This is a genomic window from Flammeovirga sp. SubArs3 (genome assembly GCF_947387565.1).
GTDB classification, from domain to species: Bacteria; Bacteroidota; Bacteroidia; order Cytophagales; family Flammeovirgaceae; genus Flammeovirga; species Flammeovirga agarivorans.
Window position 1 is genome coordinate 74,980 of the sequence record NZ_CANDOA010000012.1, and the last position, 23,849, is coordinate 98,828.

The 23,849-nt window shown below is 34.9% G+C and carries 16 protein-coding genes; 7 read left to right on the plus strand and 9 right to left on the minus strand.

What is annotated here, in order from left to right:
- Positions 1 to 66 precede the first annotated feature (66 nt).
- Both QL232_RS23930 and QL232_RS23935 read right to left on the minus strand, forming a co-directional pair.
- Positions 67 to 1,974 carry a helix-turn-helix domain-containing protein gene (locus QL232_RS23930; protein ID WP_168881990.1) on the minus strand — a complete coding sequence of 636 codons (1,908 nt, stop codon included), beginning with the start codon at positions 1,972 to 1,974 and terminating at the stop codon, positions 67 to 69.
- Positions 1,975 to 2,238: 264 nt separating this feature from the next.
- The gene (locus QL232_RS23935) at positions 2,239 to 8,232 is read right to left on the minus strand and encodes a starch-binding protein (RefSeq protein ID WP_281616073.1); all 5,994 of its coding nucleotides are present in this window, start codon (positions 8,230 to 8,232) and stop codon (positions 2,239 to 2,241) included.
- Between the two features lie 272 nt (positions 8,233 to 8,504).
- On the opposite strand from QL232_RS23935, the gene QL232_RS23940 reads away from it, so the two are divergent.
- Positions 8,505 to 9,365 carry an NAD(P)H-binding protein gene (locus tag QL232_RS23940; RefSeq protein WP_281616074.1) on the plus strand — a complete coding sequence of 287 codons (861 nt, stop codon included), beginning with the start codon at positions 8,505 to 8,507 and terminating at the stop codon, positions 9,363 to 9,365.
- Positions 9,366 to 9,605: 240 nt separating this feature from the next.
- On the opposite strand, the gene QL232_RS23945 is transcribed toward QL232_RS23940, so the two are convergent.
- Positions 9,606 to 10,490: a fructosamine kinase family protein gene (locus tag QL232_RS23945; RefSeq protein WP_281616075.1), complete on the minus strand. Its 885-nt coding sequence runs from the start codon at positions 10,488 to 10,490 to the stop codon at positions 9,606 to 9,608.
- 113 nt (positions 10,491 to 10,603) lie between these two features.
- On the opposite strand from QL232_RS23945, the gene QL232_RS23950 reads away from it, so the two are divergent.
- Positions 10,604 to 11,335, plus strand: coding sequence for a porin family protein (locus QL232_RS23950; RefSeq protein ID WP_281616076.1), 732 nt, complete (start codon positions 10,604 to 10,606; stop codon positions 11,333 to 11,335).
- Positions 11,336 to 11,388: 53 nt separating this feature from the next.
- Here QL232_RS23950 and QL232_RS23955 read toward each other — a convergent pair whose 3' ends face one another.
- The 4 genes from QL232_RS23955 to yidD form a co-directional block, all read right to left on the minus strand.
- The gene (locus QL232_RS23955; RefSeq protein ID WP_168881995.1) at positions 11,389 to 12,717 is read right to left on the minus strand and encodes a tetratricopeptide repeat protein; all 1,329 of its coding nucleotides are present in this window, start codon (positions 12,715 to 12,717) and stop codon (positions 11,389 to 11,391) included.
- A gap of 183 nt (positions 12,718 to 12,900) precedes the next feature.
- A complete protein-coding gene (locus QL232_RS23960; protein WP_168881996.1) occupies positions 12,901 to 13,353 on the minus strand; it encodes an FdtA/QdtA family cupin domain-containing protein in 453 nt (150 codons plus the stop codon).
- A gap of 75 nt (positions 13,354 to 13,428) precedes the next feature.
- Positions 13,429 to 14,541, minus strand: a complete 1,113-nt coding sequence (locus QL232_RS23965) for a C1 family peptidase (RefSeq protein WP_281616077.1) — start codon at positions 14,539 to 14,541, stop codon at positions 13,429 to 13,431.
- A 97-nt stretch (positions 14,542 to 14,638) separates the two neighbouring features.
- Positions 14,639 to 14,860, minus strand: coding sequence for a membrane protein insertion efficiency factor YidD (gene yidD, locus QL232_RS23970; protein ID WP_281616078.1), 222 nt, complete (start codon positions 14,858 to 14,860; stop codon positions 14,639 to 14,641).
- 174 nt (positions 14,861 to 15,034) lie between these two features.
- Between yidD and sucD the strand changes: the two genes are divergently transcribed.
- On the plus strand, positions 15,035 to 15,913 hold the full coding sequence (gene sucD, locus QL232_RS23975) for a succinate--CoA ligase subunit alpha (RefSeq protein WP_281616079.1): 879 nt from the start codon (positions 15,035 to 15,037) through the stop codon (positions 15,911 to 15,913).
- A gap of 81 nt (positions 15,914 to 15,994) precedes the next feature.
- On the opposite strand, the gene QL232_RS23980 is transcribed toward sucD, so the two are convergent.
- Positions 15,995 to 16,720: an OmpA family protein gene (locus tag QL232_RS23980; protein ID WP_168882000.1), complete on the minus strand. Its 726-nt coding sequence runs from the start codon at positions 16,718 to 16,720 to the stop codon at positions 15,995 to 15,997.
- A gap of 198 nt (positions 16,721 to 16,918) precedes the next feature.
- On the opposite strand from QL232_RS23980, the gene QL232_RS23985 reads away from it, so the two are divergent.
- The 3 genes from QL232_RS23985 to ccsA all read left to right on the plus strand — a co-directional run bounded on the left by QL232_RS23985 (position 16,919) and on the right by ccsA (position 21,876).
- On the plus strand, positions 16,919 to 17,911 hold the full coding sequence (locus QL232_RS23985; RefSeq protein ID WP_281616080.1) for an OmpA family protein: 993 nt from the start codon (positions 16,919 to 16,921) through the stop codon (positions 17,909 to 17,911).
- Positions 17,912 to 17,934: 23 nt separating this feature from the next.
- A complete protein-coding gene (locus tag QL232_RS23990) occupies positions 17,935 to 19,116 on the plus strand; it encodes a hypothetical protein (protein WP_168882002.1) in 1,182 nt (393 codons plus the stop codon).
- 153 nt (positions 19,117 to 19,269) lie between these two features.
- A complete protein-coding gene (gene ccsA, locus QL232_RS23995) occupies positions 19,270 to 21,876 on the plus strand; it encodes a cytochrome c biogenesis protein CcsA (protein WP_281616081.1) in 2,607 nt (868 codons plus the stop codon).
- 126 nt (positions 21,877 to 22,002) lie between these two features.
- Here ccsA and QL232_RS24000 read toward each other — a convergent pair whose 3' ends face one another.
- Positions 22,003 to 22,971, minus strand: a complete 969-nt coding sequence (locus QL232_RS24000) for a hypothetical protein (protein WP_281616082.1) — start codon at positions 22,969 to 22,971, stop codon at positions 22,003 to 22,005.
- Between the two features lie 197 nt (positions 22,972 to 23,168).
- Between QL232_RS24000 and QL232_RS24005 the strand changes: the two genes are divergently transcribed.
- Positions 23,169 to 23,843, plus strand: a complete 675-nt coding sequence (locus QL232_RS24005; RefSeq protein ID WP_168882005.1) for a heme exporter protein CcmB — start codon at positions 23,169 to 23,171, stop codon at positions 23,841 to 23,843.
- The last annotated feature ends 6 nt before the right edge of the window (positions 23,844 to 23,849 follow it).

Consider the following 23,849-nt stretch of genomic DNA (forward strand, 5'->3'; position numbering starts at 1 on the left):
AATTAACACAAAACAATTTGTAAACCTTACCTTTATTTAGATTTATTCTGTTTAAACAACAATAATTTATTTGGATACAGGCGAATAGGTCGTTTTTTGATTAAAATATTGCGTTGGTGTTTTACCTGTTTCTTTTTTGAAAGCCCTATTAAATGCCGTTTTGGAATTAAAACCAACGTTATACGCGTGTCCCAAATAGGTAAGTTCTTGAGCTTCGTCTGAAAGTACTTCTTTTACAAATGCTTCCACCCTATAACCATTAATGTAATCATAGAAGTTCTTATTATACCCTTCGTTAATCACTTTAGATAAATCGTGAGTATTTGTATTTAATGTTCTGGCTAGATCCGGTAATGTTAAGCGAGGGTTTGTATACAAGTACTTTGTTTTCATTTCCTCTGCTAAGGCATCTTTAATTTCAATTAATTCCGGTGTTAGCCCTTCTGCTTTTTTCTCAGGTTTAACCTCCTCGGTGGTATTCTCTTTTATTGGTAGTTTATCTAATGACAATACTTCAGAAACCCTTAATATTTCAGGCTGATTCATAGCATAATATCCCATCACAAAAGAAATACAAGCAATGATTAACCATAACGTATCTGTAAGTAATTCAACTAATGGCAAAGTATCCATAGATAACATCTCGCCTATTCCACCTACAACATATAGAATTACCCAAATACATAAACAAGCAGCATATACTGTCATTACACCATTTAGATAATTAAGATTTCTATCTTCAGATAAAACCTCTACACTATTTCTTTCTTGCTGTAATAATACATGGCGACATTTCCACCAATAATATGCATTAAAAATTAAGCCTAAACCTCCTACAACTTTAAAAATCCAATTAAGATCATAGTTAACAATCGCATCAATAAAATCATCTTTCGGCATGGCTAACAAAGGTGAGTATACTGTAAGCTGTATAAAAAACGGTGCTAAGCCTTTAAAATAATCTTTAGAAGATACACTTTCAGTAACTATCAATTGATTAATGTATAAATAGAATATTGGTCCGTATAAAAACAGAATCAACTCAGGCATTAAATACATTTTTGGTAGTTGTTGGAAGAAGTCTCTATAATACATTCCTACCTTAGAAATCAATGCCACTGAAGTGATAAAAATTAAAGTAGCTAACACTACGTTAGCAGCTCTGTTATTGGCCTGAATTCCAAACATGGATAAGATCAATACTATTCCTTGAAAAGCTCCAAGCAGTAATAAAAACATGTATGGAGTCATGGTGTTTCCTGAAAGGTCTTCCCAACTTTTTACTTTGATATCATAACGCCAACCTTCTTCTTTTATATTGACATGTCGGTTGATAATTGCTCTACCATTTGCTCTACCTTCTACAGACTCCCAAGAACCTCTTGTGACTTTGTAATCAAACTCATGCAATCCTAAAGGTAAAGTGAGGGTATAAGTTCCATCGGGTTGCAAAGACATTTTACTTTCATGATCTCTTGGATTCCAATTATTAAAGTCTCCTGCTAAATACAATGTTGCATCATAGGGTGTTGACTCGGGAACTGAAGTGACTACTACCTTAACTCTATTGAGGTATTTCTTTGCCATATCTTGCCAAGACAAAATAACAACATCTATGTTTTCTGGCCCTTCTGGATCGAACCATCTATTCTGTTTGATTTCTCCGATATCATTTCCTTCTACAGTTTCCCAAGAGCCTCTTGTAAATTTATACTGGAAGGGTTGATCTCTCCATGGTATTTCTATAAAATACTCATCATTTTTATTTTTCTTTAGCTGGAATTTTTCATCACTAGGCTCCCAATTATTGTACGAGGTAACTAAATAAATTGCGGAGTTTTCTGGTGTGTAATCTGGAAGATGTTTTACTGTTAAAATAATTCGATCTTCTGCAGTCACATAAGTTGAGGTGAAAAATAAAGTAGAAAATACGAGAGTGAACGTAAAATGGAATATTGTAGTTAATCTTTTCATTCAAAAAGTACCGTTAGTTTCAAAAAAGACAAGAGGATGTGTTGTTATTTCATTTCCAAAATGTTACACAATTTAAGCTTTTCTTTGGTATTGTTTCAAAAGATTTCCGATAAATAATTATTAGATGTGATAATTACATGAATAATTTAATAAAACAGTCTTTTGAGTAACTATTAACAACGTAAAATATTACAATACAAGACCTTCCATAATCATGGTAAATAAAAAAGAGTGCACAGAAAAATTCCGTACACTCTTCAGCTATTACTTCTTAATGATTTTCTTGGTTATGAGTTCATCATTCAAACTCATCCTTATGATATAGACTCCTGTCGTGAAATCTTTCATATCTATTTGGAAAACATGAGCACCTTGTGCTACGTTGTTATATTCTTTCTTTTCTAATAAATGACCATTCAGGTCATACATAAATAATGCAATATCTTGAGCAAATGGTAATTTTAATTTTACCGATAACTCGTGGTCTACCAATGTTGGAAAAACGTTTAATTCAATTTCTTCTTCCAATGGTAAAGCAGTGATTAATCTAGCACCACTATCTTCTGGATTAGTGTTGTACCAAACACCGTCTTTATACCAACCTTCTATATCTCTGAATAGATCGGAAGTTTGTGAACCACTACCATTATGAAATAGAAGATTTGCTGATGTAGCTCCCTCAATAGTATAACGGTACCATCCGTTTCCTTCTGAAATCATATTCTCTCCAGGCCATGCACTTGCATCACCATTTGAAGCGTTCCAGTAATGAATTTTTGTAGCATCACCCCAACCACTTTTAAAATGAACTGTTAATCCTGTTGGGTCTACAGGTTTAACATCGTACCATTGACCATTTCGGTACCATCCATCTTTATCTCTTGACAGATCTGCAGACTTGTAACCTGAGTTATTATGAAAAAGTAAATTTACAGAAGTGACATTTGATGGAAATTCAAAATACCACCATCCATCTGTACCGGCAGTTAGACTTACTCCTGGCCAAGTTGTTGAAGCAAAACTTCCAACTGGCTCAGCATTCCAATAATGAATCAATGGATTCTCAGCTCCTTGGAAATATACTTTGAAACCACCAATAACTTCCTCAACAGTGTAAGTAGTAGACTGTACCTCTGAAACGTTTCCAGCGTCATCCTGTGCAAAAGCTTTCACTGTATGTTGTCCAACCTCAGTTAAAGTAATTTCAACCGTTCCATTACCTGACAAAGAAGAATTAGTTGGTGTACTACCATCAATTGTATAGAAAATCTGCGGTGAAGTTGTTCTATTATCACTTGCTGTGATTGTCACTACTCCTTGACCTGAAAAAGATGATGAAGGAGTCATACCTAAAGTAGGTGAAGTAGTATCTTCTCCAATTTCAACCCATACTCCATTGTCATATCCTTTACCTTCATTTCCACAAGTTGATAAATCACCTGTCTGAGCACTTCCCGAGTTATTAAAAATAACATTCGAACATGTACCTCCTTCAATTGTGATTTTTTTCCAACCTGAACCCAATTCTGAAGCATCTTCTAAGGCAATACCCGGCCATTGTACAGGATTTGCTTCTGTTACAACACCACCTTCTTCAACATCCCAATAATAGATATGTGTATAGTTCTTCACATAAACTGTATGAGTCGAGATTTGTCTGAATGTAAATGTTGCTTCAACTTCTGAACTTGTTCCTACCTCATTGACTGCAATTGCCTTAACTGTTACTTCATCCAATTCACTTCCAGTAATCGCTATACTACCTTGGTAAACAGATGATGACGTTGTTGGTGTTGTTCCATCTATCGTATAATAGATAATACCATCATTTGTAGCTGAAATACCTACTGAGACATTCCCTTCTGGGTAATTTCCTCCATTTGGAGAAATAGCAACTGTTGGAGGTTGTTCTCCTGGACAATTTCCGGGACAAGTGTCTGTCCATTGACCATCTTTATACCAGCCATCTCTATCTCTTGAAAGGTCATCTGATTGTGCACCTCCATTATCATTGAATACTATACCCGTTGATAAGGCAGTTACAGTAGCATGGTACCAGCCTTCACCTATTGATGTCATACTGACTCCCGGCCAAACAGTATCCTCGGTAACACCCACAGGAGTAGCATCAAAATGATGCATATTGGCATTACCCCAAGCAGCGGGCTTATAATAGTAGATGTTGATAGGGTCGATCTGACCAATAGCGTATTTTTTCGAAGCGGAACCAGACCTCCCTTCTGCATTTACTGCTACTGCTGTAACTGTTGCAGAAGCTGTTAGATCAAATGAAGCAGTGTAAACATTCCAATTTAAATAATTAGATGCATCTGCATTTTCTTCAGTTGTATAGTAAATAGTAGGGTTAGGATCATCCGCATCGACTGCAGAAATTGATACCGTAATACTATTCGGATCATATTGTGAATCTGGAGATATACTTACAACTGGACGAGATACAAATACATAATTACGGTTATACAATAGTATAATTCCTTCTGCATCTGCAGTAAATTGAACCTTACCATTAGTTACAACATCAGTTGCTCCAGAGTAATGGTCAACAACAGTATCTCCTTCCATGTAATAATCTCCAACATTGAATTCAACATTTCCTGAGGCTCCAACAGCTACTATTACTCGATCTGCAATACTCTTTTCTTGGTTATTGTAATCTCTTACAAAAGTATATGGTGCATCCCCAATTTTTTGATGGGTACCAGCTCCTACTGCTGGGTGATCTCTACGGAACGTTCCTAATTTCTTCCACACTTCATGTTGAGCATTATCAAAATTACCCCAGTTCATGTCTGAACGAGTATTTTGCTCTTCATCAGCCCAATTACCACTAGGTCTACCCGATTCATCACCATAGAAAATCTGAATACCACCTGGTAATAATAAGAAAGCAGGAGCTGCAGCTTTCAAGCTATTTCTATCAAATAATGGAGCAACATCATGCGATGATAAATAACTTAAGGAGTTCCACGTTGGATCATCATTAATTGTCGCATATTCTGTAAATAAAGATTCTAATGAAGAAGCATCTCTACTTTTTACTCTAGCATCATTTTTTAAGTTAAAATTGATTACTGAGTTAAACTCACCTACAGTATGGTACTCTGATTTGTTCTTACCATGCCCCCATACTTCGGCAGTCATCCAAAATTCTTCATCATCCATAGCCTGATCAGGGTGTTCAGCTTTCCAATCTTTCAATGCTGCGATAGCATATTGCTTTAATCTTGACCACCTCTCTAATTCAACATGCTTTGCTGTATCTATTCTGAAACCATCAATACCATATTTTCTCACCCAATCCGTCAACCAGAATATCATATAGTTTGACACTACTCTTGGTAGACCTGTTTCATTAAAGAAGGCATCTAATTCCGCCGTTTTTTGACTAAGTGTTCCTTCTTGAGACCATTTATTGACAAGAATTGGAGGAATATTGACCGGTGCAATATCTTCTGTTTTCAAATCAGGTAAGAAACCCACACAATTATCAATTCCTCCGCCTGAAGAACAGTCATCGTACCCTTCAATATCCGGATGACGCATCCAATCAGAACCCCAATAGTTTGTCATCCAAGTACCACCATTTGCGTAATTTATAAACTTCTCATGATACGAATGCCAAGATTCGCTACCTGACGGCTGCCAAGATCTCCATGCTGGATCTACAGTACCATAATTGTACTGCTCCATATCATGCATCGTTACGTATCCTGTATGGTTCATAACCACATCCACTACAATACGGATTCCTCTGCTATGTGCTTCATCAATAAACTCTTGAAAGTCTGCTTCAGTACCCATGTTCTGATCAATTTCTGTCCAGTCCATTGCATAGTATCCATGGTAACCATAGTGTCTGAATGAACCATCAGAGCTACCACCAACCCATCCATGCATTTGCTCTACTGGAGAAGTAATCCAGATAGCATTGACACCGATCGATTCAAAGTAGCCTTCTTTTAGCTTGGCTGTCATACCTTTCAAATCACCTCCATGAAATTCACCCGCAGAAGAATCGTCAGTATAACCTTGTCCATTACCATTCGTTCCTCTACCATAAGAATTATTATTTGATGGATCGCCATCATAGAAACGGTCGGTCATAGTGAAATATACCGTTGCATTATCCCAAGTAAAACCTGAAGTTTTTGCAATTGGCTTATCATCTTCTATAATATCATTCTTGCTATAAGTTGCCGTAATTACTTCTGATATATTTTCTCCTAAAACCGCTAAAGCTTTTACTGTCGTTGTCTCAGTAACTACGATTGGGGATGTATAACTTTCTGATGATGAACTAGGCGTTGTTCCATCCAAAGTATAATGGATTGTTGCTCCTTGGGTTCCACTTAAAGCAACCTCTATTTGATTGTCGAATGATGTTGATGATGGAGCAATATTCACTTCAACAGTTACATCTTCATCAATAGGCGGACAGTCTCCTGGGCAAGTTGAAGTTACTACTCCTCCATCATACCATGATGAACCACTTATTGTGACATCTTCGTCTTGATTGGCATTATAATCATGGAAAACAAAGCTTGCACTTTCAGCTCCTGCTAAAGTTATTTTATACCAGCTTGCAGTACCATCAACTTTTTGCATTGTAGCTCCTGGCCACTCTGTATCATCAATAACTCCTGCTGGTACAGCTGCCCAATGATGTGCATATAATGTTCCCCACCCTGATGGTTTTCGAACATAAACAGACATTTCCGGTAATTGCTCACCAATGTAGAATTTCTTTTCATCGTACCCTGACCTACCATCAGCATCAAAAGAAATTGCTTTTACTGTCGTAGTAGAAGCAAGCATAAAAGGTCCATTATATTTTGTTGAAGACACTGATGGTGTAGTGCCGTCTAACGTATAAAAAATATCTAATTGTGTATCTCTATCATCAGAAACTGTTAATTCTACTTCTAAAGGATTATCTGATTGAGAAACTTGAGGGTTAATTGTTACAATAGGTGATTGATTGACCCCTGTACCTTTATCCCAAATCGCATAATTTAATCCATCAGATTGTAATACCCAACCTGATCCAGAAGGAGACCAATTTGTATTTCCTAAACGCACAGCCACCTTATCATCAATAATTGCAGCATATCCGCTTCCATCAGCTTGTTGGATACTCACAGTACTTGTGCTATGAATACCATTCGCTTTTCTAAGGGCTACCATATTGGCAATATCATCATACAAACCATACTCAAATAAATGAGAATAGAACACCATTGGAGATCCAGCATGTGTTAAGATATAAGCATATCCTTGAAGTATTTGAGAATTTGAAGAAGGATCATTAGGGAAAGCACTACCTGGATGATCACCTTGACGTACTGGCTCAGTATCGTGATTTTCCAAGAAAGTCACTGAGTTTTGCGGCCAAACTCCTGCAATACCTGGCATTTTACCACCATTATTTAAAGCTCCATAATTACCATTCATTGCTTCATGCAATGCGAACTTCAAAGGAAAGTCAAAAGCTGTAGAAGTACCTTGTGCTCCATCCATCCAATTAACAATCGCTTGTGTATCACCTGTCCAGTTTTCTCCAATTGAAATATAAGGTGATGTTGCATTATTGTATTCAGCAAAGAAACCTGCTCCAAAACCATGAACAAAATCATATCTCCAACCGGCATAACCAATATCAGAGATCAACCAATTCATCCAATCTTTAATTGCCTGTCTTGTTTCATTATCATTATGGTTGATGTCTCTAGCAGCACTATAAGGCGTTCCTGTATCCCAATCTCCACATCCTTGTCCAGGAAATTGTTCGTTTACCTCATCATCTTGGGTGATTGCATTACACCCCAAAGCAGGTTCACAGAAATCAGCCCAATTGGTACAGCCTACTCTGTGATTTATCACAATATCTGCGATAGAAATAATCCCTTCACTTTTTAAATGAGCAATTAAGTCTATCAATTCTTGCTGAGTACCATAGTTTGAATTTAAATCGTACCATTTTCTAGGAAGGTAGCCTGCTCGATCTGCTGCATCAGAAGAAGGTGGTAACCACACACCATCGATATCAGCTGCTTTAATAGCCGTTACTTTAGAGTCTAAGTTTGCCCACCAGTCCATTTTCTCAGCATCTGCTGATTCCCAATGGAAACCTTGTAAATATACTTCGGTTCCATCTGCCTGTTGAGCATAAGCGGATTGATAGGAAAGGCACAGCAAATAGCAGAGCATACCTATCACTCCTTTCGTTAGTTTTTTCATTTTCATTTCATTTAGTTAAAAAGATATACCAATCAGTTGGCATGGATTGTAAAGGACACTCTGCAATGTAGAAGATTGATTTTCTTGAATCGCTCCGGTATTATTTTTTGATGTACATGATAAATGAAAACGTACCATTTGAAGAACCGGTACGGTCTAATTAATACATTTTGAGTGTTTTCAGTTACTTTTCAGAAGGATAGGGTAATTTGTAATGCTGAATTTATTATCTTCCATACATCAAATAAGAAACTCAAACTTGACAGACTATTATGGAATTCTCTGCAATAAAAAATGTTAGTATTATTGGAGCTGGATGGTTGGGCATGCCTTTAATTGATCAATTAATAGAGGCAGGGTACAATGTAAAAGCATCAACAAGTACAGAAGAAAAACTCATTGATATTCGCACAAAAGGAGCAAAAGCTTATCTACTAAAATTTACTCCGACTTGTCAAGATATGGAGGCTCTAAAAGACCTTCTAGACACCGATGTAGTCATAATTTTACTACCCCCAAGATTTAGACAGCATAATATGGTTACTTATCATGCTGAACAAATAAAAGTTATTAAAGACTTGATAGAAGACTTGCCTGTCAATAAGGTAATTTATAGCAGTTCTATAAGTGTTTATGAAAATAGTAATAAGGAAATAAATGAGAATGCAGAAGTTTCACATCACTCTAAATCCAAAGCAATTACTATGGCCGAAGAAGTCTTAAGGATCAATACAGACTTGGATGCTACTGTTTTAAGATTTGGAGGTTTAATGGGTTATGATAGAATTCCTGCAAAATATGTTGATGGCAAAAAGGATCTTAGCTATGGTGATATTCCTGTGAACTACACTTTCAGAGATGATGCGGTAAGATCAATTATGAAAATATTAGAAGTAAATGATCATAACAGCTGGAATAAGGTCTTTAATGTTGTTGCTCCTGAACATCCTCCAAAGAAATCTGTATATGAAGCATCATTAAAATATGGTGATTACATTATGCCTACTTTTTCTTCGGAAGATAAAGCCCCTCCTTTCAAGATCATTAATAGTGATAAAATCGTCAATAAGATTGGGTTTAATTTTATCTACGAAAATCCTTTAGAGTTTATTTACAATGAAAACTCTATATGATATAAAAATAAAAGAAACTTACCTTAAAAAAGTAAGTTTCTTTCCCCTTAACAATTAAACCAAATAATCCTTAAATATCTTTTTTAACTATTCTCCACAGAGAGCATTACATCGGGTGTCACCCTAGATGCTTTTCTAATAAGCATACTCAAAAGTACATTATATTTTATTTACAAAGATTTAATTTCGGTTAAGGGCCGCTTTTTTTCGATGAATAACAAAATCATATCGATAAAAAAGCTAGAAATTGTCTATAACATTCAAAACATCTTCAATTTCAGATAAATAGCCTCTTCCAAATAAATTGAGATGAACTAACAAAGGATAAAGGTTATAAACCTTTAATCTTTCTTTAATCCCCTCTTCCCAAGGAAAAACATCGTAGTAAGCATGGAAAAACGATTCATCAAAACCACCAAACATAGTTGTAAAAGCCAGTTCTGATTCTCTATGGCCAAAATAAATAGCTGGATCAATTAAACAAGGCTCACCCTGGCTTCCTACCATTGTATTACCACTCCACAAATCTCCATGTAAAAATGCGGGTTGCTCAATTGGAAAATAATCTTTTAATTGATCACTTAAACGCTCTATTTTATCAATATAGCTTGATGATAAAAAACCATTCTTTATTCCTAAATGCACTTGCGGCAAAAGCCTTTCATGTATAAAAAAAGGAAGCCATTCTTTTGTTGTAGTATTGGATTGCGGTAGCTTCCCAATATAATTGTCACTATCTAGACCAAACTTTACTGACGATACCTGATGCATCTCTGCCAACTTCTCACCTAAATCTTTCCAATAATTTTCTGTCGATCGCTTACTATCAACATACTCTAATATTAAGTAACTAAACCTCTCTTCTTTACCTAATGCTAGTACGTTAGGTACTGTAAATGATGAGTTTTTCTTCAACAACTCTAAACCTTTACGCTCAGCTTCAAAAAATGAGAGTGGCATTTCATTATTATGCTTAATAAAAAATGACCCTTGGTTAGTATCCAGTTTTATCGATTCATTAATACAACCACCAGTAATTGAAGAAGTATCAGATAGCCTTACATCATTCCCAAAATGTTGGTTTAATATCTTTTGATAGAGGTCTGCTTTATTTATGGTGTTCATCTAAGATTCAGTAATAATTAGAGGTTCAAATCAGAATAATTTCTTTCGGTTTTAACGAATATACTAATTAGATAACTATCTTTACTTGTTCATCAAATTTGATTTTTTAATTCATGCAATCCATATTCCGTAAGTTTCTTTTTACTTGTGGCTTGATTTTGATAAGTATCTCCACCATTTATGCTCAAAAAAATAAGTTAGATCCTCCAAGGATTGCTGCGGGTATAAAAGGAGGTTATTATTCATCTGCTGTTGCTTTTACAACTGCCCCTATTAGTCAGGCTCCTGTAGCTGCTCCAACATTTGGTGTTGTTTTTAAATACAATGCTGAGAAGTTTTTTGGGTTACAGCTAGAAGCAACTTACAATAAAATTGGTTGGAAAGAATATAATCAAGAAAACCTGACGGAATTCGTATATGATCGCTCAATGAATTATATATCCGTCCCAGCACTAACCAACATCTATATTGGAAAGAAGAATTTTCAATTTGTTATTCTATTAGGACCGCAATTCGATTTTCTTGTAGGAGAACAAAAGGAAGTGATTGGCGACTTGAACGATCAACGTTACGATTATTACGAAAGAGAAGCTAACCCTGCTGTCGTTTATTTAGCAGGTGGTGTTGGTTTTAATATTTTGACAAAATTTGGACATTTTCAATTTGAAGGCAGGTTTGCTGCAAGTATGACAGATGTTCTCAAAAATGCAGATAGATCTTCTACAAATAGAACCACAGCAACTGTTGGTGGAGTAACGCTCTCCTATATTTTACCAATTAGTGGTTGGAAAGACAAACCAAAAGAAGAACCAGCCTCAGATAGCGGTTGGGAAATAAGAGACTAAAAAAAATCCCTCATACTTTAATTTTGAGGGATTTTTTATTGATAGTAAAAGTTTTAGATACTGTCTTTTTTAGTATCTAAGTAAGTAAGCGCATCATCTGCCGCAATCTTAAAGTTCTTATCGAGTTTTGCACTTTTAAATGAGTTGATCGCTAAATCAACTTTCTCATTCTTCATTGCTGCAATTCCTAATGTAAAGTGATATTTTGCTTTCGTCTTTACATCCAACCCATTATAATTTACTAATTCGTTCAGTACATCAATTGATTCTTGTAGTTTATTCATTTTAAATAAAGCTACAGCCTTTGTGTACTTCACATTGTAATTGTATTCGTCTAAGATTAATGCTGAATCACAAGATTCAACAGATTCATCATATAATTGTGATGATAATTGCCAATTAGCAATATCTTCATAAATTTTTGATTTCCTATGCTTATCCTGAAGATTATCGATCATCATATATGCCTTATCAATCTGTTCTGACTTATCTGATGTCACTTCAGCAATTCTTATTTGAAGTTCATGTGCTTTAACATTTGAATGATCTTGCTTCAATGCATCAAACAGTAAGTTTGTTGATTTATCAAAATCATATATTTGGTAATAACACATCGCAATCCAATACTTATATTCTGGTGTAAGTTTAGCCACTAACTTTCGGTATGATCCATAATTGGCTTTCTCTATCACAGAATTCAGCAATTGATATTCCTCCAAGTTGTAATAAGCATACCCAAGTTCATAATAGAATCTTGCTGTCTGACTATTATTGTTAGGAGTGAAATTTAATGCCTGTTTAATGTCTTCAACCGCTTTTTCATATTCACCGTTCATATTATGAAGCTTACCTGAATAATATAATGCGATGTAATTATTATCAGATAAACTCAATACGTCGTTGATATGTGGACGGATCTTATCGTACTCTTCCTCCTTAAACAAAATCATAATGATTTGATTCTTGGAGTTAATACGCTGCGACTTATTACTATTTGATAAATGCTTATAAGCTTGATCATAATACTCAATAGCTTCATCATAATAATCTTTACGCATGTATAAACGAGCCAATTGATAATTCATAAATCCATTTTCAGGAAAGAATTCCAACGCTTGTTCAAACGTATTGATAGCATTATTAAACTGATTAACAGAAACTTGACACTTAGCTTTCATCAGATAATACTGCTCTTGCATTGAATCGTATTTGATGGCAAGAGTGTATTCATCGATAGCTTCTATCAATTTGTTTCCTTTTCGTAAGTTTTCCGCCTCTACAAAATGCTCTAAAGCTTTACTTTCTTGTGAGAATGCAGCATTCAAAGTAAAAAAAGTTAGTGTAGAGGTAAGTAATATCTTATATAATAGTGTCCTAGTCATGGTATAATTAAAGAAAAGAACATGAATGTATAAGTTCAAATAAATTCATTTCATGTGTTACCGAAACTAATTATTGGTAGATAGCAATTTTCTACCGGAAAAAAACACCTAGCGATACAGTCCTAAGTGAAGTAGTATTAAGAAAATTTAAATAATAAAATCAAATTTTATTCCAAAATCTAATTATTGATCATAAAATTTCTCATCAGAATAGTCTCTTTGTAACCAATTGACCATATCCTTTTCATAATCTTCCGGATCGTAGTCAGTTGATGCCAAAGTTAATGTAATTGCATCTTTGCTAAAATAAATAGTTCTCCATACTCTTGGTGGTAGATATAATGCTTGACATGGATTATCTAAGATAAACACCTGTCTCTTCATATCTTCCATAATTACCTCAATCTCAACAGAACCATTAATAGCAACAATTACTTCTTCTGTTTCTTTATGTGCATGGTTTCCTCTAACTGTATCTTTGTTAGCTCCATGTGTCCAGAAAACTCTTTTTATAGCAAACGGTATTTGCTTATTTTCATTGACAGGAGTTAGAAAACCCATATTATATGACCCATGCTCTTCAAGTTCAATCACCCTAGGCACAGTATTCATCATTCTTTTTTTCTTGAGAGTCATCGCACGTAATTACTAAAAATTAAAAAAGTCTACACTGAGAACGATGTCCCAGTGTAATTTAAGTAGCTATACAGATTAAATTAATCCTATTTTCTTTTTGATGTCAGAAGGAATTGCATCTTTATGGACCATAACAGATACAGTTTTCATTTGAATATAACCTTCAGACATATATAAGTATCCACCAAAATCATTTGAGTTAGCCCCCCATGAATTTTTAGTGACATAGTATTTTTTACCATCATTATCTTTTACAATACCTACGATATGCATAAGATGATCATCAGTGGTAACGTAAGAATCAAAAGCTTCTTGTCTTAATTCTGAAGTTACTTTTATTTCTTTACCATTTTCTTCTTCAATGGTTGCTTTTCCCTGTTTGTGTGAAAAAGACTTCTCTGATACATCACCGTCCCAAGCTAAAGAATAACCTTTATCTAAAGCATTATCCATAACTCTTTCAAGGTCTGCAAGTGGTAAGTTATAATATATTCCATTTGACCAGTTATCAGGTATTTCTAAGACACATGGAGAATAATCATCAAAATTAGTGAAAGACGTTAACTCAATGTAATCGCTTGGATTGAAATCCATTTCATAAGCAAATTGCTGAGGTGTATACGATTTTCCATCTACTTCAAAAGATGTTGGTGTTGCTCCCATGTAAGCATCCAATACTGCTTCTAATGCATTTTTCCATTTTGGAGAAACTGTTTTTGAAGAAGCTAATGTCTTCAACATACTTTCCATTACACCAAAAAGTTCCTGATGATCATATCCACCTTTACTTCCTCCTTTTCCATCATAGACATTATTAGGAACAAAACCGTTCTCTTTAATAATGTTCATGACATCATGAGCTAATCCTCCTTCGCCAAATTGAGTTTTTCCTTGACGACGAACATATTTATCTGCTTTAACAGGGTAAGTGTTTCTTACAAAGTACATTTCAGAAAGGTCGTATTCCCCCTTCCCTTTTCTCATTAATTCTGACTCAATGAATGACGTTGTTGAGAAACTCCAACATGTACCTGTTCTTCCTTGGCTTTTTACAGGTGTGGTTTTGACTTGGTTAACTACTTTTAATTTAGTCCCATCTACCAAATTGTCTTGGGCTACTACTCCCAATGTTGATGCGCTGGCTAATAAAACTGAAGCAATTACGTTTTTGAACGAAAGAATCTTCATTTATTTATATTTTTCTATAAAATAATCACATTTAATGGATATAAGACTAAAAATACAAAAACGTTAGCTTAAATTCTAATCATTAACACAAAAAAAGTTAAGGTACTGGATCATACCCACTTCCTCCCCAAGGATGACAGCTTTTAATTCGCTTGATCGCTAACTTTCCTCCTTTAATTAAACCATGCTTTTTCAAAGCTTGTACTGTATACTCAGAACAAGTCGGAGTATATCTGCAAGAAGATGGAGTATAAGGAGAGATTAATAATTGATAACCTCTCACTAAAATCACAAAAAACTGCGTTAAAACCTTTTTCATATTTGCTTATTCGGGTATAAGTTGTACTAAAAATCGTATTTTCACATATATAGCGACTATACAATGATAATTTCAAAGAAAAAGAATGATCTTTGTTCACTTTGACAATCTAATTGTATAAATTGCAACCGAAAAGGTAATATTAATATTTACTAACAAATAACCAACACAACCATGAGTGTATTGGTCAATAAAGACTCAAAAGTAATTGTTCAAGGATTTACTGGATCTGAGGGCAGTTTTCATGCCGAGCAAATGATTGCTTACGGCACAAATGTAGTAGGTGGTGTAACTCCTGGTAAAGGAGGTCAAACTCACCTAGAGCGTCCTGTATTCAATACTGTATCTGATGCGGTAGAACAAGCAGGTGCCAATGTTTCTATCATTTTCGTTCCCCCTGCATTTGCTGCAGACGCGATTATGGAAGCTGCAGATGCTGGTATCAAAGTAATTATTGCAATTACTGAGGGTATCCCAGTTGCAGACATGGTTAAAGCGAAAAACTACCTAGCAGACAAAGACGTTACTCTTATCGGACCAAACTGTCCGGGTGTAATTACTCCAGGCGAAGCTAAAGTAGGAATTATGCCAGGTTTCATCTTCAAGCCAGGTAAAGTAGGTATCGTTTCTAAATCAGGAACTTTAACTTATGAAGCTGCAGACCAAATCGTAAAAGCGGGTTACGGAATTTCAACAGCTATCGGTATTGGTGGTGATCCAATTATTGGAACATCTACTAAAGAAGCTGTTAAGTTACTAATGGCTGACCCTGACACTGATGCTATCGTAATGATTGGTGAAATTGGTGGTAACTATGAAGCTGAAGCTTCTAAGTGGATCCAAGAACAAGGCAACCCTAAGCCGGTTGTAGGTTTCATCGCTGGTCAAACTGCACCGAAAGGTAGAAGAATGGGACATGCTGGAGCTATCGTTGGCGGCGCCGAGGATACAGCTGAAGCAAAAATGCGTATCATGGAAGAATGTGGTATCGCTGTTTCTAAGTCTCCTGCTGATATCGGAGAAACACTTGCAAAATTATTAGTAGAAGCTTAATTACTAGTTTCTGCACATGAAAAAAGACCTTGATTTTTGAATCAAGGTCTTTTTTATTGAACTAAAATATATTTTTTTGATTTACCCTTTACTAAGAATAAACTCTATTCTTCTATTTTCTAAATGTTTTCCTGCTGAACACTTAATACCATTTCCACAATCATTAAGTAATTCTTCCTCACCGATACCTTCAGCGTCAATTTTTGAAGCAGCTACTTTTTTGGACATCAAGACTTCTCTTAAATAATCTGCCCTCTTTTGTGTCATTTCTTTATTATAAATATCTGCACCTCTTGAATCAGAGTGTACTCGAATGGTCACCTTAACATCTGGATTTGTTCTTAATAAATCAGATAGGAAAGTGATTTGTTCTTCACCATTGATGACATTAAAATGACTATTGATTTCGAACTCTAAGTTCGTCAATGTATAAAGTGTATTAAAATGTACTTCTTCGATAGCAAAAGACATTTCAATAATTTCTTCGTCTGTTAGACCTATAGTTGTCAGATTATGTTCTTCTTGATCAAAATACAATGGTTTTGTACCATATACTTTAAACTCTGCCTCTCCTTCTAGAGTAATCACAAACTGCCCATTTTGGTCGGTATAGATCGTAGTCTTGGCACCACTTTTGATATTTTGAATGCAAACCTTTACGCCCTCAATGGTATTCCCGTTGTCACTATCAACGTAAATTCCTTTGAGTGTAAATTCTTTGTTGGAAGCTTCAGTTAAGGCAAAAGATGATAGCAACGCAACACATAAAAGTAGGGCTCTTCTATAATAACAATGAGAAAATCGCATAACAGAAAGTACCATTTTTTAGGTATAGGATAATTTTGAAGTCAAAGTCAAATATACAAACTTATAACGTATGTTAATATAATAAGTTGTGTAATATATAAAATTTTCTTACTCAAGTTATTACAATTCAGCCTTTTCTCAAATCTTCCAAAGACGGTAAAAAAGAAAGCTTAAATAAGTCAGACTCCATAAATGATAATGTTTAACTCATATAAAATCCTATCTTTTTTTTGCTTTTTAGCCTTTGCTCTTACGTCAAATTCACTTTTTGGCAGTCAAAAAATCTCAATTATTGGTTCTGTTTATTCTGAAAAACACAAATCTATAAATGAAGCAGATGTGATTGTTTTTGTTGCAGATACATCGCAAAGAACCAATGGTCTAAAAGTCTATCAACGAAGTAAGTCTGATAAAAATGGTAAATTCAATTTAGAATTACCCCATCATCAGAAGTTTGTAATTTTATGTCAAAAAAATGGATGGGAAACTACCAACGATGCTTTTAGTATCAATACAAATAATATTAGCCCACAACAAAAAATTAGTGTTCAGTTTATCATGAAGAAGAGTGATGGATATGCAAACATCACTGGTAAGATTATCAACCCTCCTTCCAAACAAAATATAAAATGTACTCTTTTTGATGTGAGATTAAATCAATACTTCCAAATCGAATTATCTAACAGTAACGCTTTTGAGATTATTGTAGGGCATTATGGAATTTATCACATCATCCTAAAAAGTGAAGACGGTGAGTTACTTTTCCAAGAACGGATCAAAGTGGAGGCTCCCAAGATAGATCATGATATTCAACTGCCAACCTCAATCTTTACACAACTTAAAGAGTATCCTTTTGAAGTAAATACCGATAAGTTAACGGCATCATCAGAAACGGAATTAAGAGCAATAGCTAGTGAGATGAAGTCAAATATTTATTACCGACTGATCATCAACTGTCATACAGACTCTAGAGGAGATGACGATTTTAATTTAAAATTGTCAAAAAAACAGGCAAACTCTCTCAAAAACTGCTTAATTTCGTATGGGATAAAACCTCAGCGGATTATTGCAGACGGGTTTGGAGAAAACCGCTTGCTAAATGGGTGCAAAAACAATGTAAAATGTTCAAATGCAAAGCACCTAGAAAACCGTAGAGTGGAATATATGTTTTCAATAAGTGATTTAGAATAATTACTTATTTTTTCACATCAAGAATGACGATCGCAACCACACAAAAATATACTCTAGGTGATAGCTCATCTAATGCAGATATCACCCATGTTTGGCTACAAGAAGAAAGTAACGACAGCCTTGTAATCGGCGGTTGTATGCTTTCAAAAAATAACGACGAACAAACTAGATCAACGGTTGACAGTGCTTTCAAAGAAAGTAAGAAACCACAATTAGCCTTAAAGGAAGCCGCAAATACGATCAAAAATTTTGCAGGTGATGACTATGTGCTTGTCTATTTAAAAGACCGAAGAATGTGGCACACTCGAAATGGTCAATTAAGAGTTTTTGTGTTTAGAGAAGGTCGTTTTTTATCTCCTCCACATACAAAAAACACCAATGTTGCTACACCTTTTTTATTAAATGAGGATGATATACTAATTATAGGCAATGCTTCTTTACTTTTTAATACCCCGCCAAAGACTTTAAAACAGGTATTTACGTCTTCCCTTCCACAAGTAATTGCCGAAAGCTTAATTCAGAACAATACGGATAACAATATTGCTTTTTGTGGAGTTCTGCCTTGCGAGTTTTTAAGAGATAATGCTCCAAGCAGAAATAGAGAAAAAGCACTTCAAGAAGTTTTTCCATATGAAAAAGAAGCCGATAAAAAATTAGCGAACCCCAATCAAAAGAAAAACCAAATCTACAATTTTGTTGGGTTCTTACTTTTTGCCCTCCTTGTGATCTTCATGTATACACAAAACAAGGTAAATTGGAAAGGAGAACTCACCAATAAAGATAAAGAGTTAGCTTCTTTACAGACTAAACTCAATAAAGCCGAAAAAGAAATTGAAGCTTTTAGAAGGTATCAGAAACAACATATTCAATCTATCGCAGAAAGAGACTTTGATGCTTTTGACAACGAACGCTATAGAATGTATGCTCTTTTTAGAGATACAAGAAGTCGTTTCAACAGAATCCAGATAGCTGAAAAATTCAATATCTATAATCCATTAGCTATTGAAGCAAAAGTAGTAATGGATGAGAACTGGTTTATCGTACCTGTAAAAGGCACACACCTGGTTCAAAAAGGAGAAACTTTAAAAAAGATTGCTGATATGTATTATGACAATCAGAAGGAAGGTATTCAATTGATACAAGAATTCAATCCACAAGTTGTCGAAGGGCACTCTATTTTCCTTCCATTTGAACAAGAAGACTAAACAAATGTTATATTTGTAGTCGTTACAACAACAATCAAACTTTCAAATCAAAAGGAAAGTTAATAACGTATAGGGTATTAGGGGTTCATTGACCTCTTTTGTAGTTTTGTAAAAAAGGGATCGTACACCCCACAAGATCAAATAACAATCAAAATGATTCACTCTTTCATTGGTGATTTAGGGCATATTTCAATTATTGTAGCTTTCGTTACTGCAATTATTGCTGCCATTTCATATCGCCTTACAGCAATAGAAAAAAACGAGGTTGAGAAACAACGCTGGAAAAGTCTTGCTAGAGGCTCTTTTACCATCCATGGTATTTCCGTTTTCAGTATTGTATGTATTCTATTCTATATGATTTTCAATCACTACTATGAATATCATTATGTATGGAGTCACTCTTCAAACAACTTACCGGCTTATTATATAGTATCAAGTTTCTGGGAAGGACAAGAAGGTAGTTTCTTAGTTTGGTCGTTTTGGCATGTTCTAATTGCCTTTTTCATCATTAGAAAGTCTGGTGATTGGGAATTTGATGTTATGTTCATTGTCGCTGCTGTTCAAGCTTTCCTTATTTCAATGGTGCTTGGTATTACAGTTTTTGGATCAAAAATAGGCTCTTCTCCATTTATATTATTAAGAGACGCTATTGAAGCTCCGGTGTTCGCTACTAATCCGAATTTTGTTCCCGAAGATGGTACTGGATTAAATCCATTACTACAAAATATTTGGATGGTGATTCACCCTCCTACCTTATTTATGGGGTTTGCTCTTACATTAGTTCCATTTGCATTTGTAATTTCAGCTTTATTGAAAAAAGATTACCAAGGTTGGGTTAAACCAAGTATGGGATGGGTAATCCTAGCTATCTCCGTTTTAGGTATTGGTATTATGATGGGTGCTTATTGGGCTTATGAAACCTTAAACTTTGGTGGATATTGGAACTGGGACCCAGTAGAAAATGCAGTATATGTACCTTGGTTAATTTTAGTAGCAGGTCTTCATTTAATGATCATTCAACATAAGAGCTTTGCTGCTTTAAAAACTAGTATGATTCTAGTGGTAAGTGCTTTTATCTTAATTTTATATTCAACGTTCCTTACAAGATCTGGTGTATTGGGAGAGGCTTCAGTCCACTCGTTTACAGACTTAGGTCTTTCAGGACAACTATTATTATACCTTATCTTCTTTACTGCAATTGCCATTGTATTATTTGTAGGAAGATGGAAAAGTATGCCTTCAGATCCTGAAGAAGCATCTGCATATAGCCCAGAATTCTGGTTATTCATAGGTTCTACAGTATTAACTCTTATGAGTTTCCAAGTGTTAGTACCTACTTCAATTCCTGCTTGGAATGCACTTCTTTCTAACTTTGGAATAGAATCAAATGTTGCACCTCCAGCTGATGCGGTAGCTTTCTATACTAAATTCCAACTTTGGTTTGCGGTAGCATTAGCATTAGTATCAGGTACAACACAATTCTTCTTCTGGAAGAGACTAAATAAAGAAAACATCTGGAGTACGTTATCAGTACCTTATGTAGCTACTATGTTGATTACAGCATTAATCATCATTTTAGGTAATGTACACCAACCTACATACATCATCCTTTTAACCGCTGCAATATTCAGTTTAGTCGCAAATACTCAAGTATTGATTCAGTATACTAAAGGTAAAATTGCTGTATCTGGAGGTTCTGTCAGCCATATTGGGGTTGCATTGATGTTATTAGGTATCTTAAGTTCTTCTGGATACGAACAAGTGATCTCGTTGAATACTTCAGGTAGAATTTATAATAGTGAATTCCCTGAGGAAATGAACAAAGAGAATGTCCTTCTTTTTAGAGGTCACTCGAAAAGAATGGGTAAATACTACTTAACATACAAAGGTCCAAGGTTAACTTCTCAAGATGTCCCTGGATATTTCAATAAAGACTTTGTGAAGCAAAAGGCATCAGATCCTTATAAAGCAGTAGTTGTTGAAGATATTATTGTAGATGGTGAGACTAAAGCCCAAGTTGGCGATGAAATCCAAATTTACAATGAAAATATCTACTACGAGATCGAATATAAGAGTGATGATGGAGAAATGTTCTCCTTATTCCCTAGAGTTCAAGATAATGAAGATATGGGACCTATCCCATCTCCAGATATTGCCTCATTCTGGAACAAGGACATGTATACTCACATAACAAACTTAGCTGTAAGTGATGAAGAAGTAGAATGGACAATGCAAGACCCTCTGAAAATGTCTATAGGTGATACTACCTACCTAAATGATTATGTAGTAATTTTTGATGGTGTAAAACCACTTGAAAAAGCTCCAGGCTATAACATCAAACCAGAAGATGTCGCTTTACAAGCAACACTTAGAGTTTTAGTAGGAAATAATAAAAGTATTGATTTAAAACCTTCATATATTCTTACAAAAGTAAAACGTATGGGTATTGATGGTGTAATGGAAGATTGGGAAGCAGGTATGCTACCTTCAACAGACAGAGAGCTTGGTTTACGAGTTGTCTTAAAAGAAATTCTTCCTAAAGAAAACTCTTTTGTATTTACTGCTGAAACTACTCAAAAGGATTGGGTAATCATGAAAGCTGTCGAGAAACCATTCATCAGTATCCTTTGGATAGGTACTATCTTATTAGGTATAGGTACTGGTATTTCTTCATACAGACGCTTTAAAGAGGCAAAACAGAAGAATAAAGGAAGTAAAAACGCTATCAATTCTGATAAAAAAGAGAATGTGTTAGTATAATCTATACAACATTTAATTAATAAAGAGACATAAAAAAGAGCAATGAATCTAGTTATTCATTGCTCTTTTTTATGTCTACAATACCCTATGGATACTTAGGTAGAGAAGAAATAGTAAATATTTTGACTACCAATCTTCTTCAGGTTTAGCAGGTGTATTTGCATCTTGTTCATCATCTGGTAAACTATCCATTGGATTTTCCTCTTGACTTTCCGCTGCAGCTGCTTCCTCTTTTTCTAATTCCTTTTGTAGTCTGATCTGCTCTAATGAATCTTCTTTCGCTACTTTCAATAAAGAATCTGATTCATATTTTGCTAACTGACTATTATATTTTTCATCCAGAACTCTTTTTGGAATCATATAATTTTTAGGTTTCCAGATCTCGTACCATTTTCTTTTTACTAAATACATTGAATCAGGTACAATAAAGAAACCAGCTCTCATACTATCTTCCCTTGCTACAATATGACCATACTTCTGTAGATATACTTCTGCGTCATACATCATTGGAGGCATAGAGTCACTGACAACAAGGTCTTCATCATCATCATTTTGATCGGGAAGTTCCTTTGCTACAATAGAGTCATCATAACCTGGACCTCCACCAAACATTAAGTTTTCAAGAGAATCACTAGAACTTACCAGGTATACACTATCTTCTGCTATAAATTCAATGGTAGAATCCTCATCAACTACTGGATAAGGGTTCTTTGTTAAACCAATAATATAGTTAGGATAATTTTTACTGCTCAGTTTTTCTTCTTTGTTTGTTAGCTTTCCATAGAAGCCTCCTCTAGGTTTCACTGTACCACTCCACTCCATTTCTCTTGAAGCATACAGTTCTTCTTCCTTCGCAGTAGAGTCATCTACGAAGTAGCTAATATAGGAATACGAACCTTTAACCGTCATGGTCGAATCATCTCCTAAAGGAAGAAAATAGTCGCCATCAGGGTTAGATGCCTTATTCACGTAATACAAACTATTGGGATCATCCTTTTGATAGAAGACACTCACATAGGCTGGGCAAACCTTGGGCACACATCCATCTAATAGCAAGCAAAAGACAATACCAAAGTATAAAAAAGTTTGTTTCATAAAATATTTAATACCTCCATTACAACAGCAAAATTGATGGAGTTTTCCGCTTCAATCAAATTATGAGAAAAATATTCTATCAATTTTAAAGAATATTTAAATGTTCATCGCATATAAAGTGCCAAAAAAAGTTCCGTTGCTTTGTAATTGGATGTATTGTTGATTTTTTGGTAATTTGCGAAGCAGAAAAGAAGATTATGAAATCAATAATAGCAGAAATAGGAATATTAGTCCGAAAAGAGGTTGAGTTAGAATGGAGAGAAAGGTCTAATCTTAATGGTTTATTATTATTTACAGTAAGCACTATTTTTGTTTGTTACCTGAGTTTCAATCAAAAAAGAGTGGAGCTATCTCCAATTACTTGGAATACTCTTTTTTGGATCATTCAATTATTTGCTGCCTTAAATGGAGCAGCTAAAAGTTTCAACCAAGAGGCAAAAGGGCGATTCTTCTATTACTACCAAATGGTAAGTCCCCAATCCATCATCTTGTCCAAGATGATTTACAATGCCTTCTTAATGTTAATCATCGCATTCCTCGGCTTAGGGGTTTATAGTGTTGTACTTGGCAACCCTGTACAAGACCCGTTATTATTCTATGGCAGTGTGTGTTTAGGAGCCATTGGTTTTGCATCATCACTGACAATGGTATCTGGTATTGCTTCCAAGGTTCAAGGAAACAATACATTAATGGCAATATTAGGGCTACCAGCAATCCTTCCAATGATATTAATGCTTATTAAAATTTCTAAAAATGCGATGGACGGAATAGCCCGTAGTCAAAGTATGGACGAATTCTTAGTTATTTTTGCTATTGATGTTATTGTAATTACAGTTTCTTATCTCCTCTTTCCGTATCTTTGGAGGAGTTAAATTAAT